This window comes from Pseudoalteromonas piscicida, assembly GCF_002208135.1.
Taxonomy (GTDB): Bacteria; Pseudomonadota; Gammaproteobacteria; order Enterobacterales; family Alteromonadaceae; genus Pseudoalteromonas; species Pseudoalteromonas piscicida_A.
The window spans coordinates 127,501-146,652 of record NZ_CP021647.1 but is presented as its reverse complement, the minus strand read 5'-3'; the positions used below and the strand labels follow the sequence as shown (position 1 = coordinate 146,652).

Below are 19,152 nucleotides of genomic sequence, written 5' to 3'. Positions count from 1 at the left end.
TATTCTTTAACTTATAAGCCAAAGCCATTTCGATCACCACTTTATAAAACCAGAAAATAAAGACACTAAAAATTTACAATTAATAAATAAGAATATATCTTTTGTATGTAATATAAAAACAACAAGGAAAACGTATGAAAGCAATAATCTATTCAATTTTAATGTGTGTTTCATGCCTCTCAAATGCCGTAGAGTACGAACCGGTTAACTGCAGAAGTGAGCAAACAGGTACTAAAAATTTTTATGAAGGTGAAGCTTCATGCGTAGGTGAATATGCCTACAGCACATGTCCCTCTGGAATTGGAAGTTGTCATGTAGTGGAGGATAACTTCGTTACAAATCGCAAGTATATACCATTACAAACTTCAAATAGCGCTCAGCTACGAGAATTAGTAGAACAGTGGGTTACCGGAATTACTGGCGCACGCTTACGAGAAACTCACTTAGTATCTTGTACAGCACATAATGTCCCTTTTTCTCATTCGGAAGCCGTTTTTGAAACTGTATGTGACTATAAGCCATCGGTCGAAATTTGGCATAGTGCCATAGCTGGCAGTGCTAATAAACATGTTTATATCGTTGCCAGAGATAAAGATGGTTCGATTGACTCTCAGGAGCTTTGGGTTAATGGCGTAAAACAAAGTGGTTCATCCACTGAGCTTGAGGGACAAGATGGAGACTCTTTCAATGTAATGGCTAAAGTTCGTGATAACGATGGTTATTCATCCTCAACATCGCGAAATATCATCCTAAGATGGAATGGTTACCCTTGTAAAGGAAAATGTCCTGACCCTTTCTAAAACAGCAATAAAACCACCATTAGTTCATAAATGGTGGTTTTAATTATCATTTAAACCCAAAGCGATATTCAAACAGAATCATGACATTTCTGCCCTGTTGTGGCACATGACCATCAATCAATCTTGGATCAAATACGGTGTATTTTTTATCAAAAAGATTTTCAGCTTTCAGTTGAATTTTAGCATTATTATCCAAATTGAAAGAAACGGTGCCGCCGATGAGGTAATAACTTGACTGCTCGAAATCATCGACAATTGACTCAGGGGGAGCAGGTATAAATGTTGTGTCTCGCCAAATTGCATTTAAAGTTACTTCTACCGCCTCTCTTTTATGAGTAAATGCAAGTGCAGCAAACTTTTTAAAACTGCCATTTAATGGCTCGTCAAATAACTGGGTGTATGCGCCTTGTATCCAAGTTGTGCCACTCAGATTAAAATTAGCATTAACTTCAATACCCTGCATGCTCGTCTCAAATACGTTATCAAATGTAAACTCAGCTTGTTCATCATCTATTGGTACTAGATTAATGAAGTCCTCCAGCTCATTGTCAAATAACACAACATCAAACTGTTTAGACTCATCTTGATAGTGCCAAACAAGCTCTGTCGTTTTTACATATTCTGAAGTTAACTCCGAATTACCTGACGTAACATCATCGTTTGAGTTAAGTTCATTGCTAACAGGGGTACGAAAAGACTCCCCATATTGCAACTTAAAAGTGTTAGCCTCATCGTAACCATAAACGAACGCGAGCCTAGGCGATAACTTATCATCTATGTCTTTCACTTCATCATATCGTGCACCCGCGAACATACTCAGTTGCTCGCTAAATCGATACTTTGCTTGAACGTACCCAGCATATGAATCAAAGTCTTGTCGCAGCGGATAAAAAGGAGCGTAATCAGATATGGTTTGAATGCCACCTAAATAGGTGTGGTTATAGATGATAATATCACCGGCACTTTGATCGTAATATGAAGTTCTAACGCCTGCTTTACTTTGTTCTTCTTTGGAGAGCTCAACGCCAAAATTCCACTGTAAAAGGTCATTTTGTTTATAACCGCCATCTAGGTTATAAGTTAAGTCTCTAGATTGCCAAGCAGGGCCAACTAAGAAGTCTCCGCCTTGCGTTATACCAATTTCTTCTGCTGTAACAATGAGTCCTGCACTTTCAATATTATGTTCAATAAAGCTTAGCTTATGCGTTAATTCAAGTTGCTCAGTAGCTTGCCAATGATACTCAAATGTTGTCGCATAGTTCTCACTTTTATGCTCGTTTTCAGGGGAGTAACGGGAAAGATTTAAAAACTCATCAAGTTGAGTGCGGTTAAATCTCACTTGCCATGTTAACGCTTGATGGCTACCTCCAAATACAACAAAAAGTGATTCTAACGGATCTTTTACTATGCCTCCAAAATAGCTATCTCCTGAGCGTTTATTAAATGCTAGATTGGCATAGAGGCGAGTCTCATCCGACACTTGCCTTGAAAGATTCAATGCTGCTTGCGCACTGCCGTGCTCACCATAACCAACAGAAAGCTGATTATTACGTTTTTTGGTAATAATATTCATCACGCCAAGAAAGGCGTTACTACCATAAAGGGCGGAACCGGGACCTCGGATAAATTCAACTTTATTGATAATCTCAATAGGAATGTGTGGTGTATAGACTGATGCTTTACCAAATGAGGACTCATTCAGCCTTTGGCCGTCAATCATCACTAACACGTGCCCAGTATCCAAGTACACACCGCGGGTATGCTCTTTTGGCACAGCCCCTACCCAATCGCCTCGAGTGGATTGAAAGCCGGGTACAAAGTTCATTAAATCATAAACATTGTCTACCCCTAGGCTATTTATTTGTTCTGAATTAAAAACAGTAATACTGGAGGGAACCGATGCTCTCGTTTCGTCGGTTTTGGTTGCGATAGAGACATTTACATTCAACAACTCCTCAAATGAAAGCTGATAAAGGTCGGAGTCCGTAGCTTCTGGTTCAGCGACTACCGCAAAAGGAATTAATAATGGCGTGACTTTAATTAAAGCGCTTAAGTTTTTCATATTATACGAGCTCTATGTTCCCACACTTCACTCGTAGTGTTAGATTACTCTAAACTACGTAGCAGCATATGATTAACTTAATAATACTTGCTCCTAGCCACTACGCAAGTTTTTGATTAGCCTTTTCTTTTAGACCCTAAGCAGATGCCAACCTTCTCGCTTTGAAATATTTAAATAAACCAATTAAAGACGCTGCGATCCAAAATAGCTCAATCACAAAGCTGGCAAGGTTAAAGTTATAACAAAGACTGATCAGTAGCAGGATCGCACCGCTTAAATTCATTAAGTTATACGTTAAACTATCGGGAGATGCCTTTTCCAGCTGTAGCATAAAGAATGCACCAACGACCAAGAAAGTGCCTGTCATACCGATGATATCGAACATTAAATCGATCATGTTTTTTCCATTTTGCGAGACCCAATAGGCTGGCCCAGCTCCATGGGAAGGGTCATTTTCATTCATTGAAACAGCAAAGCCAAACGGCGAGATAGTAACAAACTGGAAAATTCAAGACAGGACATTTGTCTGATAACAACAAAAGGTGAGCAAGGAAAGTTGAAGTAATAACTACTTGAAGGTGACCTTACCACCGATTATTTTCAGTGCTGGCGCACCTTTCACTAATGTATCGCGAGCAAACTCTTGCTCACAATGAGGGCAGTTTATTTGGTTCGTAGTAAAGTCTTTGGTGATCCGTTCTTTAAAACATTTAACTAGGCTGCCCTTGCCTCCCTTACGATACTTAAATAGCTGTTGGCGGCATCCAGCACAATAGATATCGACAGTTCTAACAGGGCCTTTTTTATTGGGTTTTGCCATACCGAATTAACTCATGATCCTTAGTACAAATGCAATGAGCGTAAACTGTAACACGTGATAGCCACCGTTGACTAAAAACAGTTTCATCGGGCGCTGCTCAAATATATAGCTTATTCCTAACGAACAGGCGACAAAGAAAATCCCCACACCAAAACCAACTCCCGTAGCCGCTAGCAAGGAGAGCGATAGATCAAGCATCACCGCCATAAATACTGCAGACAACAAAGACAACAGAAATGCGACGCCAAAAGTCATCTTGGGATCACTAGTTTGTAAGTCAAGTTCTGTCAGTCCACACCCCTCCATCCATGCTTTTTGAAACAGCATAGGAGAATACCAAATACCACCCAACATAAAAGAAGACAAAGCGGCGAGAATAATTGCCCAAAGGTTTAATGCTTCAAATGTGAGTATCATCGACTAACTCAGCATATTTCATTTTATTTAATAATGAGTATAAGTGAAAACCTATTTATAAACAGGTTTCTTTTGTAATTTCCTCTGCAGCGTTCTTCTGTGCATATTAAGTTGCCGTGCAGTTTCAGAAATATTGCCTTCATTTGCCTTGAGAACTTGCTGAATGTGCTCCCACTCTAGCCGTTCTGGAGACATGACTTCTTCCACGATTTCTTGAGTTTTCTCTCCCAGTAGCGTTTGTACTATCAAACTGGTGCTTGCAGGCTTAGTTAGGTAGTCATCAGCGCCCAACTTTATCGCCTCAACCGCAGTTGCAATACTGGCATAACCTGTTAATAAAACAATTCGAGCACTTGAATTAAGCTGTTTAATTTGTGCGATGAAGTTTATTGAGTTGGCCTCGCCAAGCTTCATATCCAACAATATATAGTCGAAAACCTCTTGTTTACAAGCCACCTGCATATTTTCAATTGAAGTGACGTGTTCAACACCAAAACCTTGCTTTTCCAAGCGTCTCATCAATGTTTGTGCATAAGGCACATCATCTTCAACAAGCAGTAACTTCATCATTCACCCTTGGTAGTTTAATCGTACATTTTGTGCCATAAGTAAGGTCGCTTTCGATGAGTAAATGTCCACCAAGTCGTTCAATTGTCGCATGACTAAGTAACACCGCCATACCAAGCCCTGACTCACTACTCACCACACTGTGCCCCAATTGCTCTAGCCTTTCTTCTGCGATTCCCTCTCCTCTATCTAGAATGGTGATCACATGTTCATTCGACTTTGTGCTCATCACCACATCTATGTCATCTTGACTAGCTTCTTCATTCGCTCGCACGCTATTGCTGATGAGGTTCAAGATTGAAGGCATTAACATGGGATCATCGCTCAGTGATCCCTTTATATTGTTGATATCAAATTTAAAATGCTGCTGAGGAAATTGTAGGCTTGTTAGCCCTTTTAGCTGCTCAGCAAAATGTTCCGCAGTTATCACCTGCTTTGACGCTGATTTCAAATACTCTGTAAATTCTCTAAAAACGTTAAGCTGCTCTTTACATTTCCCAAGAGGCTCCGACATTTCTTGAACACATGGTTCCTTTGGGTACGACTCCTCAAGCTCTTCGTGTAAGAGAGCCAAGTGTGCGATTGGCGTGGCAAGCTGATGAGTCGCTTGTGCGGCCGCACTGCCTAGCGCAATTAATTGCTCTTGTTGTAATTGCTGCTCTCGTAACATGGCAATTGCCCGCTCTTTTTTTCGATTTTGCTTTACCAATATGCTCACCACGGTAACAACGACTATGATAGTGAAAGTGAAGTTAACTAACATCCCGAGTAAGTGAGTGCTCATGTCCATATGGTGGACATGTTCATGAGACATTTTTATATAAAGATAGAGATAAGCCCCTATCGCCCCAGCCGACACCATCAGCATATTAATAGTAGGAATAGTTACTGCAGCGATAACCGTTGGCAGTACCAACAAGGACACGAACGCATTGGTCGCTCCGCCGGTCAGGTTCAACAAAACCGTAAGAAACAAAATGTCCGCTAACAATTGCATTGTCATACCAATAGACGCGGCTTCTTTTGTGTTACGGTAAGCGTAAATACTTAATAGTTGGAATACCGACTCCGCAGCTACCACCCCAACCACCGCAACAAAATTAAATTGTTTACCAAAAACGACAGCGGCTATCGCAAGCATCAATATTTGAATAACGATTGCCACAGAGCGCAACATCAAGAGTTGGCCCAATGCTGAGCTGGGAGAAAAAGCAATTTTCATGAGAATATAGAACTAAGCCAAGATAAAAGAATTATACCTAATCTAGCAAAAATAGGTGTGATCGAGGTCAGTTATATCCTCCTATGCAAGCCACCGCTTCGCTTTTATGGCAATACTGTGAAGGATTTGGTATAAATAAAAGATTGGCCAACTGGTCGGATTAGATTAAGAGACACTATGGTTTATGCAAAAATCACGGGCTGGGGAAAGTGTATTCCACCAGCTAGCATCAGCAATGATGAAATTAGTACTATCGTTGACACCAATGATGAATGGATAAGTACAAGAACAGGTATCAAATCCAGACGCGTTAGCCATGTTAGCACAGCCGAACTTGCAACAGTTGCAAGTCAACACGCGTTAGCATGTGCAGGACTTGAAGGTAAAGATATCGATCTTGTTCTGCTTGCAACCTGTACACCGTCAACTATGGTGGCAAATACCGCTTCTTTAGTACAAAAGAATATTGGAGCTGTTGGTGCTGCAGCATGTGATACCAATGCGGCCTGCTCGGGCTTTTTGTATGCATTGCAAAATGCTACTGCACAGATCCAAGCAGGTATGATTAAAAGAGCCGTTGTTGTCGCTGCTGAGCGCATGACATGGTACGTAAACTGGGCAAAGCGTGACAGCGCGGTATTATTTGGCGACGGCGCTGGTGCGGTTGTGCTTGAAGCAAGTGATGAACCAACCGGACTATTAGGCACGAAGACTGGCTGTGATAGCACAGATAGAAGTATATTACACATTCCAAACTATGGTACTGATATGGACCGATGTGCAGGCACCGGACCTTCTGACCTCTCTTTCGAGGGACGTGAAATCTTCAAGCGTGCTGTAAAAGGTATGAGTGAAGCTTGCGATGATGTGCTTAGCCAAGCACAGCTATCACTAGAAGACATAGATGTACTTATCCCGCACCAAGCTAATCTTCGCATCATTCAAGCCATCCAAAATCGCTTGGAAATTGAAGATGATAAGGTCATGGTTAATATCGACAAATACGGTAACACCTCAGCTGCAACAATCGCAATTGCACTGTGTGAAGCTGTAGAAAATGGTCTTATTAAACCGCACGCTAATATTATGTCAGCAGCATTTGGCGCAGGCTTAACCTGGGCTGCTAGCTATCTAAAATGGGGCGAGAGAACAACCCCAATTACGGTGTCGGATGCATGTTTGCCTGATTGCGATAAAACAGGCCTTGAATTGATCGCACCGGCAGTTGCTGCAAGTAAAGCTCAATAAGTAGCCCATTCCCCCGAGTTAGGGTTAATTACTCGATCTTGCCCTTGGGTGGGTGGTAATATTGCAATATTATTATCGCTCATCCAAGGAGTTTACTGTGCTCAAAGCGCATACCGAGATCAGTCAATTAGAACCACAAGCAATTTGGAAGTTTTTTGACCAAATTTGTGCCATTCCCCATCCTTCAAAACACGAAGAAGTGCTAGCAAGCTTTATTGTTGACTGGGCTAAAAGCAAAAATTTAGACGTACGTCGTGATAAAACAGGTAATGTATTCATCAAAAAACCTGCGACAAGTGGCATGGAAAATCGTAAGCCCGTTGTATTGCAAGCGCACATTGATATGGTGCCACAAAAAAATGATGATACAGCACACGACTTCGTTACCGATCCAATCAAACCATATATTGATAATGGCTGGGTAACTGCAACCGGCACTACGTTAGGTGCAGACAATGGTATCGGCATGGCCTCATGTTTGGCTGTATTAGACGCTGACGACATTAAACACGGTCCACTTGAAGTTTTGCTAACCGTTGATGAAGAAGCAGGCATGAGCGGCGCGTTTGGTTTGCAATCTGGCTGGTTAGAAGGTGAAATCCTGCTCAACACCGATTCAGAGCAAGAAGGCGAGATCTACATGGGTTGCGCAGGTGGCGTAGATGCATCCTTGACTCTAAAATTAGAGCGAGAAGCGTTGCCAAAGCACCATCAAATCTTTGAGCTTTCTCTTAAAGGGTTACGTGGCGGACATTCTGGTGTAGATATTCACACCGGTCGTGCCAACGCCAATAAATTGCTCGCACGATTCTTAAAGCACCATATCGCAGACTTTGATCTAAGACTTATCGAGATCAGAGGCGGCTCCCTGCGAAATGCAATTCCGCGCGAAGCATACGCAGTCATTAGTTTTGATGAGACGCAAATAAACGAGTTCCAAACGCTGATTGAAGCTTATGAAACCATTGTTAAGCAAGAGTTATGTGCCATAGAAACCGGGATCACATTTGCACTCAGCACTTCAAAAAGTACCACATTACCAATGAGCCAAGCTTCTAAGAGTAGAGTACTAGCGCTTCTCAATGCTTGCCCTAATGGTGTTGTACGCATGAGCGACGATATTCCTGGAGTTGTTGAAACCTCTCTTAATATGGGCGTAATTTCTACTACAGACAACAGTCTAGAAGTCCTATGTTTGATCCGTTCATTAATTGATTCTGGTCGCAGTGATGTCGAGGGGGTGTTGCGTTCACTGGCTGAACTGACGCAAGCTAACATTGAATTTAGTGGTGCTTACCCGGGCTGGAAACCTGATCCAAGCTCAGAAGTATTAGCTATTTTCCGCGACATGTATGAATCAATCTACGGTGAAAAACCGCATATTATGGTTATTCATGCTGGTCTTGAATGTGGTTTGTTCAAAGAACCTTATCCGAACATGGATATGATTTCTTTTGGTCCAACCATCAAATTTCCACACTCTCCTGAGGAGAAGGTTGAAATTTCAAGCGTTGGTCTGTATTGGCAGCAAATGAGAGGGATCTTAGAAAATATTCCTGAAAAGTAAGAGAACTAATCAAAGTTTATTAACCTGAACTCAGGTTAATAAACAAAAAGCCCAGCTTATATACAACTGGGCTTTTAAATAGATTTCAGGTTTAGCGATTAGCCAAACTTTTTCTCAAGATAGCTAAACATAGTTCTAAGGCCCAATGCTTCACCACCAAGAGGTCTACCCGGCAACGCTCTAACGTTCCACGCCATTACATCAAAATGTAGCCAAGGTGTAGTAGCTGGCTCAACAAATTCTTTTAGATAAAGTGCGGCTGTTATTGACCCGCCAAATGGTGTCGAACCACAGTTAGCAATATCGGCAATATCACTCTTGAACAGCGCCTTATACTGATCAAACAAAGGTAGTTGCCAGATAGGATCCGCGTTACCCAGACCGATTTCCATTAGCTCAGAAGCAATAGCTTGATCTGTAGAATAAAAACCAGGCAGTTCAGTGCCAAGCGCGATGCGGCACGCACCGGTCAAGGTTGCAAAATCTATCAGTAGCTCTGGCGCTTCTGTTTGCGCTTCAGCCAATGCATCACATAAAACCAAGCGTCCTTCAGCATCAGTATTGTCAATTTCAACCGTAATACCTTTACGTGTTTTGATCACATCGCCTGGTCTGAAGGCGTTGCGAGACACCGCATTTTCTACCGCTGGGATAAGTACGCGTAACCTAACTGGCAGCCTTGCAGCCATAATCATGTTGGCCAACGCGATAACATGTGCCGCTCCGCCCATGTCTTTTTTCATATTGCGCATACCGGACGCTGGCTTTAAGTCCAGACCACCAGAGTCAAAACATACGCCTTTACCAACTAAAGTGACTTTTGCATGGTTTTCATCACCCCAGCGTAAATCAAGCAAACGAGGAGCATTATCACTCGCACGGCCCACCATGTGGATCGTTGGATAGTTTTGCTCTAATAACTCATCACCAATGATTTGCTCAAATGAAGCCCCATATTGCTCAGCGAGCTCTTCCATTACTTCAGCCATGTGCTGAGGCATCATATCGGCTGCCGGTGTGTTTACAAGATCTCTTGCAAGATTAATAGACTCGACAGCCGCTTTCACTTTGGAATATGTCTTAGCATCTTCAATAGCAAGCTTTGCGACAATCGCCGTCAACTCTTTATACGCAGAGAATTGATACGCCCCCAGTAAAAACGCAATAGCGTGGCTCTCAAGGTGCTCTGAAGCGATATCTATAAAATAAGTGCCTTTTGGTAATTGCTTTGCAAGGTCGCCCAATAACCAAAAATCATCTTCTTCAGCAATAACAATAACTCGCTCTACTTCTCCAGAATCAGCATTCGGAATAAGAATGTTTTTTTGCGACTGAAGTTGCGCGGTTTTTACGAAAAGCTGTGTCGTGCTTGACTGCTGCGCTTGCCATGACGCTAATTCTGCAGCGGAGAAGATAGAAATGGGTGTACCCATAGCAGAGTGAACGAGTAAGTTGTTCATGTAGGCCTCAAATTTATTAAGTTCGTATTTAGATTACCAAGGCTAAAAAGAAAATTCACTGATCCTTGGTTTTTGTTGGCTTTTTTTTCAAATTGAATGAGCTCGGTAAAACATCCACGCCCACTAATTGACCAACCTTTACGATTATTGGAATGGTAATGGGGGCAAAAGGTAAAACCGCGAACACACCAAGCCCTAACCCTTTGAGAATATCCACAAGTTGAGCGTTTGCTGTTTTGAGCTCTGCCTTATGCGCTCGTCCTAAAGTATATCGCTTGTATATCTCAAGCATTTCTTTAGTTTCTTGTTTCTCTTGTTCTAAAGCGCATTTGAGCGCAATCATTGCCCTGCGCAATCTTATTTGCTGTCTGCGTTTACTGATCCGAGCAACGCGCATCGGTGCTTTATGGACAACTTTGATCAGTTTCATTAATAAACTCAAAGATAGTAGTACCCAGAGTCTATCAAAATTATTAGTACTTTAGCTATTAGCCATTGGTACGAATTACCCGTTCCACCGAGCAAAATTATAAGTAAAGTGTGCAAAACAATAAACTAGAATAAAACCAACTCCAATGACCGCACAAAACTGTACAATAATCACTCACACAAAGGCCAGCAATCAGCGTTGCTTAATTAATCTACAAAAACTGAACAATGAAATTTCAGTTATCTCGCTAAATTTTTTAACAACAAATTTTAGGCAGCTGGGTGTTTGTCTCAAAAAGCAGTTAAAGTGCTCAAAAGTTCATCTTCAACAATAACTTACCATTCAATTTTTGCAATTCTTCTTAGTCTAAACAAAAAGTTACTAAGAAAGTTGCAGTTTTAAAAATCGCTGCTAATTTTAAAAAAGCGCTTGCCAACACATAGCAAATTAAATTATATGTGTATTAAAGGTAAAAATATTATAAATGGCCTTTTTTATTGGTATGACAACAACAATCAACTGGGGAAACAGGATGAAACTAAAAAGTAACACGCTGCGCCGTGCAATTCGCTTCGCGCTCGCTTCAGCAGCAACTACGTCACTTCTTACCACTACCGCAATGGCTGAAGAAGCCAACCAAACAAAAGTTAAAACAGACGAAAAAGTCGAAAAAATCGCCGTTGTAGGTTCTCGGGCAGCGCCTCGCTCTGTTGGTGAGTCACCGGTACCTATTGACATCATCGGTGCAGAAGACATGTCAAAGGCGGCAGGTTCTGACATGCTTGAGTTACTGAAAGGGTCTGTACCGTCTTTGAACGTACACGCGAATCCAATCAGTGATGCAGCAACGTTAGTAAGGCCAGCTAACTTACGCGGATTGCCTGCGGATAGTACGCTGATTTTATTAAACGGTAAGCGTCGCCACCGTTCGTCGGTTATTGCCTTTTTAGGCGGTGGGATTAACGATGGTGCTCAAGGTCCTGATATTTCAGTGATCCCTAGTATCGCGCTTAAACAGGTGGAGGTACTTCGCGACGGTGCTGCCGCGCAGTACGGATCAGATGCTATCGCGGGTGTAATGAACTTTGTACTAAAAGACGCAAGCGAAGGGGGCTCGTTCTCTATTCGTCAAGGTGAATACTACGAAGGTGACGGCGATACAACGGTTATCGAAGGTAACGTGGGTCTACCATTTACGGATGATGGCTTTGCTAACCTAAGCTTTCAATATAAAGAGGCCGATGCGACTAGCCGCAGTGTTCAGCGTCCTGATGCAGCAGCATTTGCGGGAGCTGGCTTAGAAGGTGTTGCAGATCCAGCACAAATTTGGGGAGCACCCGAAATCAAAGACGACATCAGTATTTTTGGTAATGTTGGTGTAGACGTTACAGATAACGCCCACTTCTACATGTTCGGTAACTACTCAGAACGGGATGTAAAAGGTGGGTTCTATTATCGAAACCCAACCACTCGCCCCGGAGTTTATGGCGGTACAATCAGACTCGTTAATGGCGTACCGATGAGAAGGAGTGCAACAGACGAAGCACAGCAAAAATTGTGGGATGCGGCAACACCAACGGTGTTAGTAGGTGCGTTAGATGGTGGCCTTGATGCACAATTAGACTGTCCAGTAGTCGAACTTCAAGCGAATGGATTGCCAGATCCAACGGCATTAGGGCAGTTGGATGCTGCCAACTGTTTTGCATTCAACCAAATCCTTCCAGCAGGATTTACACCAAACTTCGGTGGTAATATAACAGATACATCTTTAACTATGGGTGTGAGAGGTGAATTTAAAGATGGCTTCTTAGAGGGAGCCTATTGGGATTTGAGTGGCTCTGTTGGCCGCAACGAATCTAGATATTTTATTACTAACACGGTGAATGCCTCATTAGGTCCAGATACTCCGATGGACTTTAGTCCAGGTAAGTATATTCAGCTAGAAAAGAACTTTAACTTTGATGTGTCGAAAGGCTATGATTTTGACCTAGCTTACGATGTAAACGTTGCTGCAGGTCTTGAGTGGCATGAAGAAACATTTGAAGTACTTTCGGGTGATGAAGCGTCATTTATTGCAGGACCGCTAACAGAACAAGGCTTTGGTATTGGCTCGAACGGTTTCCCTGGATTTAAACCTTCTGCAGCAGGTGAGTACACTCGCCGTAACTATGCCGCTTATGTGGATATTGAAACGCCATTTACTGAAGACTTTATGATGGGCTGGGCGCTGCGTTATGAAGACTATGATTCATTTGGCTCGACTACTAACTTTAAGATCACGGGCCAGTACCACGTTACAGAGGACTTCTCAGTTCGTGGTTCAATCAGTACCGGTTTCCGTGCACCCACAGTAGGTCAAGCTAACGTATCTAACGTACAGACAAACTTAAGCAGTGGTGTATTGGTGGATTCAGCACTATTACCACCAACAAACCCTGTTTCAGAGCAGCTTGGTGGTACTGAATTGACTCCTGAAGAGTCAGAAAGTTATACACTAGGTGCGGTATACCGCTCTGGCGACTTATTTATTACGTTAGATTATTACAACATTGAAGTAACTGACCGCCTAAGCCAGTCTGAAAAAATCGTTTTAAGTGATGCTGACAAAGCAGCCCTTAAAGCGGCGGGTGTTCCTAACGTTGACAACCTAGCACAGGTGAGCTTCTTTACTAATGACTTCGATACCACGACTCAAGGTATCGACTTAGTTGGTAACTACTCCATGGATATGCTGGGTGGTTATGCCACATTCAGTGCAGCATACAACTGGAATGAAACTGAAGTAGACCGCTTCTCTGCTATCACAGGTGACTTCAAGGTATCTCGTTTAGAAAACGACTTACCGAAGCACAGAGGTACATTAACTTGGGCTCAGCAATGGGATAACTTCTCAGGTTTTGTTCGTACGAACTACTTTGGAGAATACCAAGGCGTTCACGTAGATTATGATGCAACGGCAAAAACAGCGGATGCAACAATCACATTTGACGCAGAGCTTACCTACTTTGCAACAGATTCAATCAGTCTATCTGTGGGTGCAAATAATATCTTTGACCAAGATGCTGAAGAGCTAGACTTCTTTGACGCTACAGGTATCCCAAATAACAACTGGGGTGGCAAATACTACGAAACTTCACCATACGGTATTAATGGTGGTTTCTACTATGTGAAAGCAACCTATACGTTCTAACTTTTACTGTAACCCAGAAACAAAGGCGAACTAGCATTAGCTATTTCGCCTTTTTATTTTTATCCTATATAACAAAGCAGTTAATTTTGAATACAAACATGTTGTTATTAAAGCGAGCCAACGAATTATTAGCCGAAAACAAGCTTAGAGAAGCAGAGTTTATGTACAAGTCTGTACTTAAACAGTCACCTAACAACGGTCCTGCTCTATTTGGTTTAGGCCGCATTTGCATGCGTTTAGAGCAGTACGATAACGCAATCTACTATTTAAAAAGAGCATGCGAACATTTACCAAAAATGCTTGAGCCGCTCTTCGCATTGGCCGATGCGTTTTTAGCCGTAGGTTCACCGGTTGACGCAAAAACCGTACTTGAATACACCTTAAGCGTGGCAAAACATAATGCCCAAGCCCATTACCAACTCGGTCAATTTTATCTGGACTATGGCTTTATTGAACAAGCTAAAAATGTCTTTAAAGCGGGGTTAGATTGTCCTCGTAGTACAGTGACTGCCTTTATGCTGTACGAACTGGTACAGATGTCCTCAGCCAAAGAATTACCTGCATACTTAGCGATTTTAGAAAAGTTGAAAAATGAGTTTGAAGCACCGAGACTAAAAACCGTGATCCACTATGCGCTTGCTAAGTGTCATGAACAATTAGGTAACTTTAATGCAGCTCAAGATAACTATGCTTTAGCGAATGATACACAGCTGCTGATGAGCGAGTTTCGTACTGTAGACATGCTGCCATTTTTTGAATCAATCAAACAGCATTGTGGCAAAGCGTTTTTTGATAAACCTAGTGATAGGGTTAAGACAACATTTACGCCTGTTTTTATTGTTGGTTTGCCAAGAACTGGTTCGACTCTCCTAGAACAAATGCTAGTGCAACATTCACACGTTGGTACACTAGGCGAGAATACCGTGATAAGCGATAAAATTGTCCCTTACCTCAGTAAACGCAATAATGCAGAGTTCCCTGCTTGTTTAGACCAACTAAGTAACTCTATGTTAGATCATTGCCGCATACTCTATGTCGACGAGATAAAGCGGCATCGAGTGCCGGAAGAAGTGGTGATCAATAAACTTCCAGCTAATTTTCAAAATCTGGGGTTAATCCACAAGCTCTTCCCTGAGGCACGAATTATTCGTTTAACTCGTAATCTCAATGCGACAGCGTGGTCTGTCTACAGTAATCATTTCGCCGAAAGCGAGCCCTACTTTTGCTCCTTAAGTGAATTTGCCTTGTATGCGCAAGCGCAAAGCGACTTGATGTCACATTTTAACCAATTTATGAAAAGAGATATTTTTACGCTCAGTTACGAACAACTTATTGCAGAGCCTGAAAAGACTATTAAACAATGCTTAAGCTTTTTATATCAAAAATACGAGCCAGAATGCTTGGAGTTTCACAAATCTAAAAAGCCGGTGCATACCTTAAGTAAGGCGCAGGTCAGAAAGCCAATCAGCACGCAGCCACTAGAAAAGTGGCAGCGCTATGAAGCGTTTATTGAGAAGATGATTGCTCAACCGCAAAGCGATCAAACCACGCCAGCAAATCTTTAAACTGATCATCATGTGCATGTTTATGGGTTAACATGTCTATGTGCCCATAATTGTGCCGATGGCCGTGCTTTTTCCCATAAATTCTGAGTTCTTGCATCCCCTTTCCAGATTCACCAATAAATGCTTGAATATCGACAGGTTGTGCCAGTGCTTTATCTTTAACGCCCGCAATGTGCAAGATTGGAGGTAACGTCATGTCTTGTAATACTGCGGCATAATTAAAACCGTCGTCGGAGTCAATCCATGGGTGCTTCTGTGCCCAGTCAGCGCTTTGAGCATGAGATTTTAAAGACTCATCATCACTCCCCCAACCAAGTCTTTTCGCAGGTAAGTATCCATGCTTTTTCGAATAATAGTGCGCAACGTTAAACCATATCAGGTTTGCTTTCAGTAATTTACTCGGATGATTGTTATGTAAACTACGCTTAGAGCCAAAATAAACACATGCATTAACATACTGAATTTCTTCAGGAAAGCGTGCAAAAACACTATTCATCAATACACCTCCCCAAGAATGTGCAATCCAATATTGTGCTCTAGATCCGGTATATCGCTCGATAAAATTCAGCATTTCAGGGATTTCGTGCAAGATTGACTCAGTTTGACCATAATCCGCTTCAGCGTCGATTTTAGGTATGCTCCCCCCTCGTCCACGAAGATCACCAACAAAACAGCGATAGCCGTGCTCAGCTAAAAAAGGCGCTAGTCCTTTATTACTTTCAGTATAAAAAATTTTGCCATTTTCAACCGCACCATGCATGAAAAATACAACGGGGCCGCTACTATCCGGTTTCGCTATATATCTGAGGTGGAGTTTATGCCCATCTGCTATATCTACTAATAGTGATTTTTGCTCTATCATTTCTTTGTTTTTTCTTTGAACACTAACCTCATCGTACCAGTTGACTGATTGATAAGTAAACGCTTAAACGAGGCAAATAAAAAGGCTGATATGCCTCTAATATAAAGCCTGTATTCAAGACTTAAGCGTTCGATTAAAAGTGTTATAATCCTTTTTATTTATTCGAAGAATCCTGTGCATCCAAGAAACAAGCATAACTCTGGCTATGATCTAGACAAGCTGATGGCGATTGAACCCGCTTTAAAGAACTTTACTTACAATCGAGCTGATGGCATAAAAAGCATCGACTTCACTAATCCAGATGCCGTAAAACTGTTGAATAAAGCACTGCTTAAGTCATACTACAATATACAAGTTTGGGATATCCCCACACAGTTTTTATGCCCTCCAGTTCCGGGCAGAGCAGACTATATCCATGCGCTGAAAGATCTATTAGATGAAAGTAACTTGCCCGATAAGGTGCAAGGCGTAGATATTGGCACTGGTGCTAATTTGATCTATCCCATCTTAGGATCAAGAGAGTATAACTGGCGCTTTGTGGCCTCTGATATCAATCCTCTTGCTGTGAAGTGTGCCAAAACCATCGCAGAACTAAATAGGTTGCCGGTAAAAGTGATGCAACAAAAGCAGCCTAATCACTTTTTTAAAACGATAATAAAAGCAAACCAGTTTTATCATTTTTCAATGTGTAACCCGCCCTTCCATGCCAGTGAAGCAGATGCAAACAAGGGCACGCAAAGAAAGTGGAAAAACCTAAACAGAGCACCACAAGCGTCGCTAAACTTTGGCGGCCAAGCTCAAGAGTTATGGTGTAAAGGTGGGGAAAAGCGCTTTATACTGGATATGATCTCTGAAAGTGTCACTTTCAAAGAGCAAGTTTACTGGTTTACTTCCCTTATCTCGAATAAAGACAACGTAAAACCACTTAAACAGCAACTTAAACAGGTCGCTGCAGAGCAAGTGAAAGTGATCGAGATGGAACAAGGTAATAAGACAAGCCGTTTTATCGCCTGGAGTTTTTTCAAACCCTAGCAATGTGTATATGGTGGGAGCGAGTTGACCTCGCGAGATTTTCTATATCCCAAACAGCAAAAAAACCATTGTATTACTGCAACGGGTTTTGATGTACATGTTTTTTTGCTGGAACTTCATAGCCCCTATCGGCGGGTAAACCGCCTCACACGATACATGTTTATACAGTGGTGCGAGCGAGTTTAACTCGCGATGTGTTGATTGGCTTGAGAGGTTTTTTATATCTCAAATTTCTATACCCCAAACAAAAAACCCGTCGTATTGCTGCAACAGGTTTTGGAATACATGGTTTTTTGCGGGAACTTAATTGCAAGCCATCGACGGATAAACCACCTCCTACCATGTTGCGCTGTGCTGATACTGTGGTAGGAGCGAGTTTACCTCGCGATGTGTTGATTGGCTTGCGAGGTTTTTTTAATCGCACATAGCAAAAAACCCGTCGCATTGCTGCAGCGGGTTTCTCTAATTGGCCCTGACGATGTTCTACTTTCACATGGGTAATCCACACTATCATCGACGCTGTTTTGTTTCACTTCTGAGTTCGGCATGGGGTCAGGTGGTTCCAAAACGCTATGGTCATCAGGAAAATACTGTTTTTAGTTTTTATTTTTATATTAAATTTGGCCCTGGCGATGTTCTACTTTCACATGGGTAATCCACACTATCATCGACGCTGTTTTGTTTCACTTCTGAGTTCGGCATGGGGTCAGGTGGTTCCAAAACGCTATAGTCACCAGGAAAACTGGGGGCAAATGTCTAATGACATCGTGCCTCGCACGAGCATTCCATTTGCGCAAGGTGAACCGATTTCGCGATACCGCTGAGGTTGGTCACCTTGTTTAATTCTTAAATCCGGAAAAAGCTTATTAAATTCTTTTGTCTACTTTAGTCTATTAACTTCTGTCGCTTATAAACCACTTTGGCGTTGTATGGTTAAGCCTCACGGGTAATTAGTACGAGTTAGCTTAATGCCTCACAGCACTTCCACATCTCGCCTATCAACGTTGTAGTCTTCAACGGCCCTTCAGTTGACTCTAAGTCAAAGTGAGAACTCATCTCGAGGCTCGCTTCCCGCTTAGATGCTTTCAGCGGTTATCGATTCCGAACGTAGCTACCGGGCAATGCAATTGGCATCACAACCCGAACACCAGCGGTTCGTCCACTCCGGTCCTCTCGTACTAGGAGCAGCCCCTCTCAATTCTCAAACGCCCACGGCAGATAGGGACCGAACTGTCTCACGACGTTCTAAACCCAGCTCGCGTACCACTTTAAATGGCGAACAGCCATACCCTTGGGACCGACTTCAGCCCCAGGATGTGATGAGCCGACATCGAGGTGCCAAACACCGCCGTCGATATGAACTCTTGGGCGGTATCAGCCTGTTATCCCCGGAGTACCTTTTATCCGTTGAGCGATGGCCCTTCCATTCAGAACCACCGGATCACTATGACCTACTTTCGTACCTGCTCGACGTGTCTGTCTCGCAGTTAAGCTTGCTTCTACCATTACACTAACCGTACGATGTCCGACCGTACTTAGCAAACCTTCGTGCTCCTCCGTTACTCTTTGGGAGGAGACCGCCCCAGTCAAACTACCCACCAGGCACTGTCCTCAACCCCGATTCAGGGGCCTAAGTTAGAACATCAACACTACAAGGGTGGTATTTCAAGGTCGGCTCCACACAAACTAGCGTCTGCGCTTCAAAGCCTCCCACCTATCCTACACATGTAGGGTCAATGTTCAGTGCCAAGCTGTAGTAAAGGTTCACGGGGTCTTTCCGTCTAGCCGCGGGTACACAGCATCTTCACTGCGATTTCAATTTCACTGAGTCTCGGGTGGAGACAGCGTGGCCATGGTTACACCATTCGTGCAGGTCGGAACTTACCCGACAAGGAATTTCGCTACCTTAG

Annotated in this window: 15 protein-coding genes and 3 rRNA genes (1 of these 18 only partly in view); 6 read left to right on the top strand and 12 right to left on the bottom strand. The window is 42.6% G+C overall.

What is annotated here, in order from left to right:
- The first annotated feature begins 134 nt into the window (after positions 1-134).
- Positions 135-800, top strand: coding sequence for a hypothetical protein (locus B1L02_RS19190; RefSeq protein WP_088532413.1), 666 nt, complete (start codon positions 135-137; stop codon positions 798-800).
- 46 nt (positions 801-846) lie between these two features.
- Here B1L02_RS19190 and B1L02_RS19185 read toward each other — a convergent pair whose 3' ends face one another.
- From B1L02_RS19185 to B1L02_RS19160, 6 genes are all read right to left on the bottom strand, one after another.
- Positions 847-2,862, bottom strand: coding sequence for a TonB-dependent receptor plug domain-containing protein (locus tag B1L02_RS19185; protein WP_088532412.1), 2,016 nt, complete (start codon positions 2,860-2,862; stop codon positions 847-849).
- A gap of 136 nt (positions 2,863-2,998) precedes the next feature.
- Positions 2,999-3,259: a CBU_0592 family membrane protein gene (locus tag B1L02_RS19180; protein WP_088532411.1), complete on the bottom strand. Its 261-nt coding sequence runs from the start codon at positions 3,257-3,259 to the stop codon at positions 2,999-3,001.
- 171 nt (positions 3,260-3,430) lie between these two features.
- The gene (locus B1L02_RS19175) at positions 3,431-3,682 is read right to left on the bottom strand and encodes a hypothetical protein (protein ID WP_088532410.1); all 252 of its coding nucleotides are present in this window, start codon (positions 3,680-3,682) and stop codon (positions 3,431-3,433) included.
- A 6-nt stretch (positions 3,683-3,688) separates the two neighbouring features.
- Positions 3,689-4,099 (bottom strand): DUF1761 domain-containing protein, encoded by a 411-nt coding sequence (locus tag B1L02_RS19170; protein ID WP_088532409.1) that lies wholly within the window; start codon positions 4,097-4,099, stop codon positions 3,689-3,691.
- Positions 4,100-4,150: 51 nt separating this feature from the next.
- Positions 4,151-4,666: a response regulator transcription factor gene (locus tag B1L02_RS19165; protein ID WP_088532408.1), complete on the bottom strand. Its 516-nt coding sequence runs from the start codon at positions 4,664-4,666 to the stop codon at positions 4,151-4,153.
- A complete protein-coding gene (locus tag B1L02_RS19160) occupies positions 4,647-5,888 on the bottom strand; it encodes an ATP-binding protein (protein ID WP_088532407.1) in 1,242 nt (413 codons plus the stop codon). The genes B1L02_RS19165 and B1L02_RS19160 overlap by 20 nt, the downstream gene beginning before the upstream one ends.
- Before the next feature lie 177 nt (positions 5,889-6,065).
- On the opposite strand from B1L02_RS19160, the gene B1L02_RS19155 reads away from it, so the two are divergent.
- Positions 6,066-7,136 (top strand): ketoacyl-ACP synthase III, encoded by a 1,071-nt coding sequence (locus B1L02_RS19155; RefSeq protein ID WP_088532406.1) that lies wholly within the window; start codon positions 6,066-6,068, stop codon positions 7,134-7,136.
- Between the two features lie 97 nt (positions 7,137-7,233).
- Positions 7,234-8,703: an aminoacyl-histidine dipeptidase gene (locus B1L02_RS19150; protein WP_088532405.1), complete on the top strand. Its 1,470-nt coding sequence runs from the start codon at positions 7,234-7,236 to the stop codon at positions 8,701-8,703.
- Between the two features lie 98 nt (positions 8,704-8,801).
- Here B1L02_RS19150 and B1L02_RS19145 read toward each other — a convergent pair whose 3' ends face one another.
- Both B1L02_RS19145 and B1L02_RS19140 read right to left on the bottom strand, forming a co-directional pair.
- A complete protein-coding gene (locus tag B1L02_RS19145; RefSeq protein ID WP_088532404.1) occupies positions 8,802-10,163 on the bottom strand; it encodes a leucyl aminopeptidase family protein in 1,362 nt (453 codons plus the stop codon).
- A 55-nt stretch (positions 10,164-10,218) separates the two neighbouring features.
- Complete coding sequence (locus tag B1L02_RS19140) at positions 10,219-10,593, bottom strand: hypothetical protein (RefSeq protein ID WP_088532403.1); 375 nt, start codon at positions 10,591-10,593, stop codon at positions 10,219-10,221.
- 532 nt (positions 10,594-11,125) lie between these two features.
- Between B1L02_RS19140 and B1L02_RS19130 the strand changes: the two genes are divergently transcribed.
- Both B1L02_RS19130 and B1L02_RS19125 read left to right on the top strand, forming a co-directional pair.
- Entirely contained in the window at positions 11,126-13,783 is a 2,658-nt protein-coding gene (locus tag B1L02_RS19130; protein WP_088532402.1) for a TonB-dependent receptor plug domain-containing protein, read from the top strand.
- Between the two features lie 98 nt (positions 13,784-13,881).
- Positions 13,882-15,348: a tetratricopeptide repeat-containing sulfotransferase family protein gene (locus B1L02_RS19125; protein ID WP_088532401.1), complete on the top strand. Its 1,467-nt coding sequence runs from the start codon at positions 13,882-13,884 to the stop codon at positions 15,346-15,348.
- Here the strand turns inward: B1L02_RS19125 and B1L02_RS19120 are convergent.
- A complete protein-coding gene (locus B1L02_RS19120) occupies positions 15,290-16,210 on the bottom strand; it encodes an alpha/beta fold hydrolase (protein ID WP_088532400.1) in 921 nt (306 codons plus the stop codon). The genes B1L02_RS19125 and B1L02_RS19120 overlap by 59 nt on opposite strands.
- Before the next feature lie 174 nt (positions 16,211-16,384).
- On the opposite strand from B1L02_RS19120, the gene rlmF reads away from it, so the two are divergent.
- Complete coding sequence (gene rlmF, locus B1L02_RS19115; RefSeq protein ID WP_088532399.1) at positions 16,385-17,242, top strand: 23S rRNA (adenine(1618)-N(6))-methyltransferase RlmF; 858 nt, start codon at positions 16,385-16,387, stop codon at positions 17,240-17,242.
- A gap of 470 nt (positions 17,243-17,712) precedes the next feature.
- On the opposite strand, the gene rrf (B1L02_RS19105) is transcribed toward rlmF, so the two are convergent.
- The 3 genes from rrf (B1L02_RS19105) to B1L02_RS19095 form a co-directional block, all read right to left on the bottom strand.
- A 5S ribosomal RNA gene (gene rrf / locus B1L02_RS19105) occupies positions 17,713-17,826 on the bottom strand.
- A gap of 40 nt (positions 17,827-17,866) precedes the next feature.
- Positions 17,867-17,980 (bottom strand): 5S ribosomal RNA (rrf, locus tag B1L02_RS19100).
- Between the two features lie 191 nt (positions 17,981-18,171).
- A 23S ribosomal RNA gene (locus B1L02_RS19095) occupies positions 18,172-19,152 on the bottom strand (it continues 1,902 nt past the right edge of the window).

Bases quoted from the DNA above. Each gene is read 5' to 3' on its own strand.
- B1L02_RS19190 (WP_088532413.1), top strand. From the start codon at position 135: ATGAAAGCAATAATCTATTCAATTTTAATGTGTGTTTCATGCCTCTCA.
- B1L02_RS19185 (WP_088532412.1), bottom strand. From the start codon at position 2,862: ATGAAAAACTTAAGCGCTTTAATTAAAGTCACGCCATTATTAATTCCT.
- B1L02_RS19180 (WP_088532411.1), bottom strand. From the start codon at position 3,259: ATGATCGATTTAATGTTCGATATCATCGGTATGACAGGCACTTTCTTG.
- B1L02_RS19175 (WP_088532410.1), bottom strand. From the start codon at position 3,682: ATGGCAAAACCCAATAAAAAAGGCCCTGTTAGAACTGTCGATATCTAT.
- B1L02_RS19170 (WP_088532409.1), bottom strand. From the start codon at position 4,099: ATGATACTCACATTTGAAGCATTAAACCTTTGGGCAATTATTCTCGCC.
- B1L02_RS19165 (WP_088532408.1), bottom strand. From the start codon at position 4,666: ATGAAGTTACTGCTTGTTGAAGATGATGTGCCTTATGCACAAACATTG.
- B1L02_RS19160 (WP_088532407.1), bottom strand. From the start codon at position 5,888: ATGAAAATTGCTTTTTCTCCCAGCTCAGCATTGGGCCAACTCTTGATG.
- B1L02_RS19155 (WP_088532406.1), top strand. From the start codon at position 6,066: ATGGTTTATGCAAAAATCACGGGCTGGGGAAAGTGTATTCCACCAGCT.
- B1L02_RS19145 (WP_088532404.1), bottom strand. From the start codon at position 10,163: ATGAACAACTTACTCGTTCACTCTGCTATGGGTACACCCATTTCTATC.
- B1L02_RS19140 (WP_088532403.1), bottom strand. From the start codon at position 10,593: ATGAAACTGATCAAAGTTGTCCATAAAGCACCGATGCGCGTTGCTCGG.
- B1L02_RS19130 (WP_088532402.1), top strand. From the start codon at position 11,126: ATGAAACTAAAAAGTAACACGCTGCGCCGTGCAATTCGCTTCGCGCTC.
- B1L02_RS19125 (WP_088532401.1), top strand. From the start codon at position 13,882: ATGTTGTTATTAAAGCGAGCCAACGAATTATTAGCCGAAAACAAGCTT.
- B1L02_RS19120 (WP_088532400.1), bottom strand. From the start codon at position 16,210: ATGATAGAGCAAAAATCACTATTAGTAGATATAGCAGATGGGCATAAA.